We start from the raw sequence: 4,075 nt of genomic DNA, 5'->3' as shown, positions 1-4,075 counted from the left end.
TTCCTCTTGATTCACATCTTTGTCTTGCATTTCTTGTTGCTGCTTTTCTCGGTCAACAGATTCTTCTTTTTGATCTTGTTCTTGCTCACAAACTGATAGGGCGTTTCTCCGCCACTACGGTCCAGTTTGCTGTTTTCCACCATCTGTTTGACCTGGGCTTCGCGCTCTTTACGTGCCGCTTCCTGCTGGCGCTGCTGATTGAGCTGACGATCACGTTCGGCTTTTTCGGATCGCGCCTGTGCGATAGCCTTGCCGGTATCTTCAGCAGGTGCGGTCTTGGCCGCTTTTTTCTTGGCGCGCTGGGCTTGCTTGAGTTTCTTCTCGTCAACCAGGCCGGTTTTGAGAAGCTGGGCTTGCAATGAATTGACCATGATCTGTAACTGTCTTGTCGGCGTCAGGCTGCAGGAGCCCGCACGCAAATGAATCCATGCCAGAGAGGCGGCGTTTGTGCCGCTAGTTTACCGGTTTTCTTCGCGCTCTTCCTCTGCTGCAAATTGAGCTTCACGTGCTTTCACGTTAGCGATGGTTTCTTTACTGACCTTGTTGCTATTGGCATTGTCTCGGAGCATCAAAAGACTGCCGACGATGCTGCCGAGTGCGAGCACTATGAATAGCCATCCATACCAGGGCATGGTGTTGATCCTTTTATCGAATGTGTATTCATCATGGCTGCTCTGTGGGCGCATGGCAAACCATAAGGCACAGAGCGATCGTTATTTCGGCGCCAGACAGGTGATAAATCAGTCTGCTGTGTTAATCAGGCTGCTTTTGTTGTGGCTTTACGTTGTCGCGTTGGGGTGGCCTGACAAGGCGTGGCTGAAGCAGCCAGTCAAGACTTGTCGATGATTGAAGAAAACTCACGCAAGTGCTTGACTCCCTTGGTGGAATGTTTACAATGCGCGCCAGTTCAGACGCACTGTAAACCCCGGTTTAAAGCGTATTTGAGCTGATGCGCAGCGGTAGTTCAGTTGGTTAGAATACCGGCCTGTCACGCCGGGGGTTGCGGGTTCGAGTCCCGTCCACTCCGCCACTTATATTAAGCCCAAGCATAACTGCTTGGGCTTTTTTACGTTTGAATAACTGTATTCGCCCTTCGGTCGAAAGAGTCCCGGTTGCCCGCAACCCCGGCCACTACGCCGCTTATCAGAAAGCCTAGTCTTACGACTAGGCTTTCGTCGTTTCTGGGGATAGGTATTTTGGTCTTCGACCAAGGAGTCCTGGTCTCCTGTGACCACAGGCATTTCGTCTTTTCAATGGATAGATGTCTTAGCCTTAGACCAGCGATTCTAATCCGACTGACAACGTCATATAAACTTAAGCAGATATGCTCAGGCACTATATCCGCTAACAAAAGATAGTTACCTTGTTAGGTAATAAGATCAGTTCCTGACCTAGTTGATTGAAGTGATAACCCCTATTTAAGTTACGACGGCGGAAGTATGACCTGTTCAGTGAAATCAGTTCTAATGGTAAAACGTTGACAAGGCAGGCAATGCAGCCAGAGAAAACTATCTCGTATCTCCTATCTCGTATTACAGATACAAAAACGCCCAGCGACTTGCTAGGCGTTAAGGTAGAGACAACTTAAAGCTGATACTTATAGAATCTGTTTAAGTACTCTGTCAGCTTTTACGCGTGTTATTTTGCGTATTAGCCTCTGGACTTCGGTTGGATAGCTATCAACTTTGTCTAGCTGCTTATAAGTGCAGATCAGCTGAGTATGTTGAAGGATATTATCGACTTCAGCTTGGAATTTCTCAGCAAGGTGATTGTAGTTATCTTGAATGAAAATACCGTTCTCAAGATCGAGTTTCCAAGCTCTTGGGTTCAGGTTGTTACCAGTAAGAAGCATGTAACGCTTATCTACCCAAATACCTTTCAGGTGGAAGCTGTTTGAATCGTGCTTCCAAAGGTGGATAGACAGTTTACGACTTGCGATGTTCGCCTCATTTGCTTTCGCAAAACGACGCAGGTTTAGTTCATATAGGTAAGGCAGGCCACCAATGGTCTTGAACTCTTCTTCTGGAGAGATAAAGAAGTCATTCGCCGTTTTATCACCAACGACAATACTCACTTTCACACCACGTTTAAGGGCTTTTTTTACTTCCTTCGCAAGGCTAGGCGGGAAGTTGAAGTAAGGGGTACAGATGAAGATTTCATCTTTAGCCTGAGCGATCAGTTGGTTGATGCCTTGATTTAGACGGTTACGGCGCTTACCAATGCCAACAAGCGGAGTCACTGCCACCTGCTCACTTGAGACCTCTTCGCTCTTAAACTGATATTGAGAGCGCGCTAGTGTTGAGCGGAATTGACGGATCGCTGACTTAAGTTGCTTAGTGGTTGGTTTGCTATGAGCGGCTAGATTATTTACCGCTGTGTCTGCCACCATCTGTTCTTGCACGTAGCTGAACATGGTGTCAGCCAGAGTCTTGTTGTTTAGAACATGGTAACGGTCGAAACGGTAGCGGTCGTGATAGTTCAGGTAGATGTTATTGAGGCTAGCACCACTGTAGATAACTTTATCGTCAACGATGAACCCTTTCAGGTGAAGCACACCAAAGACTTCTTTGCCGCGAACAGGGATGCCATAAACAGGGACTTCATGCTCATACTTATCTGCGAATGCTTTATACATTGCAGCGTTACCTTCTGATGATTCCGCACCAATAAGGCCACGTTGAGCTCGGTGCCAATCAACACAGACACTGATATCAAGCTGAGGGTTGCTTTGCTTAGCTTCATACAGTGCAGTAAGGATCTCACGACCGGCTTCGTCATCTTCTAGATAGAGAGCAACCAGACAGATACGCTGAGTTGCTTCAGAGATCTCTTTAAGTAAACGAGTTCTGAACTCTTGTGCTGATAACAGTACTTCAAACTTATCGGGGTTCTGAGCGACAGTGGGTAACTGTGTGAATGGATTCCTACTAGCAATCATATTGACTGTTTGACCTTAAAAATATGCAAAATTGCGAACAGCGAATTTTACCAAAGGCAAATGGCGAATTACTAGATAATCGAGGCATTCTCTAACAATTTTGCTGATAATGCATAGGAATGAGATCTTTTCCACTATTTGTATATCGTTCGAAGAGGTTTTTCAGACTATTTGGCAGCTCTTGAGGTGATATTTTTACGAAATGGTGGCGGTTATAAAAGTTCTCTAGATGGGCGTAAGCAAAGCAATAATCTTGCTCATTCAACGTTTTTTCTTCACAGTAGTCCATCAACTGTTTCCCCAGTTGTTGTCCTCGATACTCTTTTGAAATTGCCATTCCTGTTAGTAAGCGAAACTGCTCGATTGTGCGAAGACGAACCACTCCCAATAGTTGGTTATCGACGGTTAACGAGTAGATTAACTCGCTCTTGTTAGCTTTACCGGAAGGGTAGTGTTCTTTATAGAAGCGCTTAACTAATGGAACTTTGATCGGATCCAGCTGGGCTATTATTACATTGTTCATTCAATCACTGCGCCGGTTGGGTAACTGCTGTAGAATGGACGCAGTTTAGTTTAATTGAATATCGCCATGCAATCTTATCTCAATGCCAGTTTGAAAAAGGCACATACCTTCTCTATCGAGCAGACTTGTGATGTGCTTATTGAAATCCGTTCCGTAGACGATCTCATCTCTGCTTACCAATCTCCACAATGGAGCCACCTTCCGAAACTGATGTTAGGCAAGGGTAGTAACATGCTATTTACCCAGCACTTTGCAGGTTTGGTGATGGTGAATAGGCTTGAAGGGATTGAGCAAACCGAAACTGAGACACACTATAAGCTGCATATTAGTGGTGGTGAAGACTGGCCAAGTTTGGTGGAGTGGTCTGTAGAGCAAGGTATTGGTGGATTAGAAAATCTAGCGATGATTCCTGGATGTTCAGGTTCTGCTCCGATTCAGAACATTGGAGCTTATGGCGTTGAGTTACAAGATGTATGTGAATACGTTGATATCCTCTGTTTAGACAGCTTCACGGTGAAGAGATTAAGCCGTGAAGAGTGTCAATTTGGTTATCGTGATTCGATATTCAAACATGCCCTTTATGGTAAAGCGATTGTGGTCGCGATTGGTTTAAC

General features: G+C 45.5%; 5 protein-coding genes. 1 reads left to right on the top strand and 4 read right to left on the bottom strand.

The features are described from left to right. Nucleotides 1-11: 11 nt before the first annotated feature. The 4 genes from Q0499_RS00025 to Q0499_RS00010 form a co-directional block, all read right to left on the bottom strand. On the bottom strand, nt 12-371 hold the full coding sequence (locus Q0499_RS00025) for a DUF2058 family protein (RefSeq protein ID WP_299194400.1): 360 nt from the start codon (nt 369-371) through the stop codon (nt 12-14). Nucleotides 372-458: 87 nt separating this feature from the next. Further along, entirely contained in the window at nt 459-686 is a 228-nt protein-coding gene (locus tag Q0499_RS00020; RefSeq protein ID WP_299194397.1) for a DUF2897 family protein, read from the bottom strand. A gap of 911 nt (nt 687-1,597) precedes the next feature. Then, the gene (pssA, locus tag Q0499_RS00015) at nt 1,598-2,938 is read right to left on the bottom strand and encodes a CDP-diacylglycerol--serine O-phosphatidyltransferase (RefSeq protein ID WP_299194394.1); all 1,341 of its coding nucleotides are present in this window, start codon (nt 2,936-2,938) and stop codon (nt 1,598-1,600) included. Nucleotides 2,939-3,029: 91 nt separating this feature from the next. Further along, nucleotides 3,030-3,461 carry a GNAT family N-acetyltransferase gene (locus tag Q0499_RS00010; protein WP_299194392.1) on the bottom strand — a complete coding sequence of 144 codons (432 nt, stop codon included), beginning with the start codon at nt 3,459-3,461 and terminating at the stop codon, nt 3,030-3,032. 54 nt (nt 3,462-3,515) lie between these two features. On the opposite strand from Q0499_RS00010, the gene murB reads away from it, so the two are divergent. Continuing rightward, on the top strand, nt 3,516-4,075 hold a 560-nt coding region (gene murB / locus Q0499_RS00005), incomplete at its 3' end, for a UDP-N-acetylmuramate dehydrogenase (RefSeq protein WP_299194389.1).

It is taken from the genome of uncultured Amphritea sp. (genome assembly GCF_937127095.1).
Lineage (GTDB): Bacteria > Pseudomonadota > Gammaproteobacteria > Pseudomonadales > Balneatricaceae > Amphritea.
The sequence above is the reverse complement of the archived record's forward strand: the minus strand, read 5'-3'. Positions and strand labels throughout refer to the sequence as shown.

Coding starts and splice junctions, on each gene's coding strand:
- Q0499_RS00025 (WP_299194400.1), bottom strand. CDS start 371: ATGGTCAATTCATTGCAAGCCCAGCTTCTCAAAACCGGCCTGGTTGAC.
- Q0499_RS00020 (WP_299194397.1), bottom strand. CDS start 686: ATGCGCCCACAGAGCAGCCATGATGAATACACATTCGATAAAAGGATC.
- pssA (WP_299194394.1), bottom strand. CDS start 2,938: ATGATTGCTAGTAGGAATCCATTCACACAGTTACCCACTGTCGCTCAG.
- Q0499_RS00010 (WP_299194392.1), bottom strand. CDS start 3,461: ATGAACAATGTAATAATAGCCCAGCTGGATCCGATCAAAGTTCCATTA.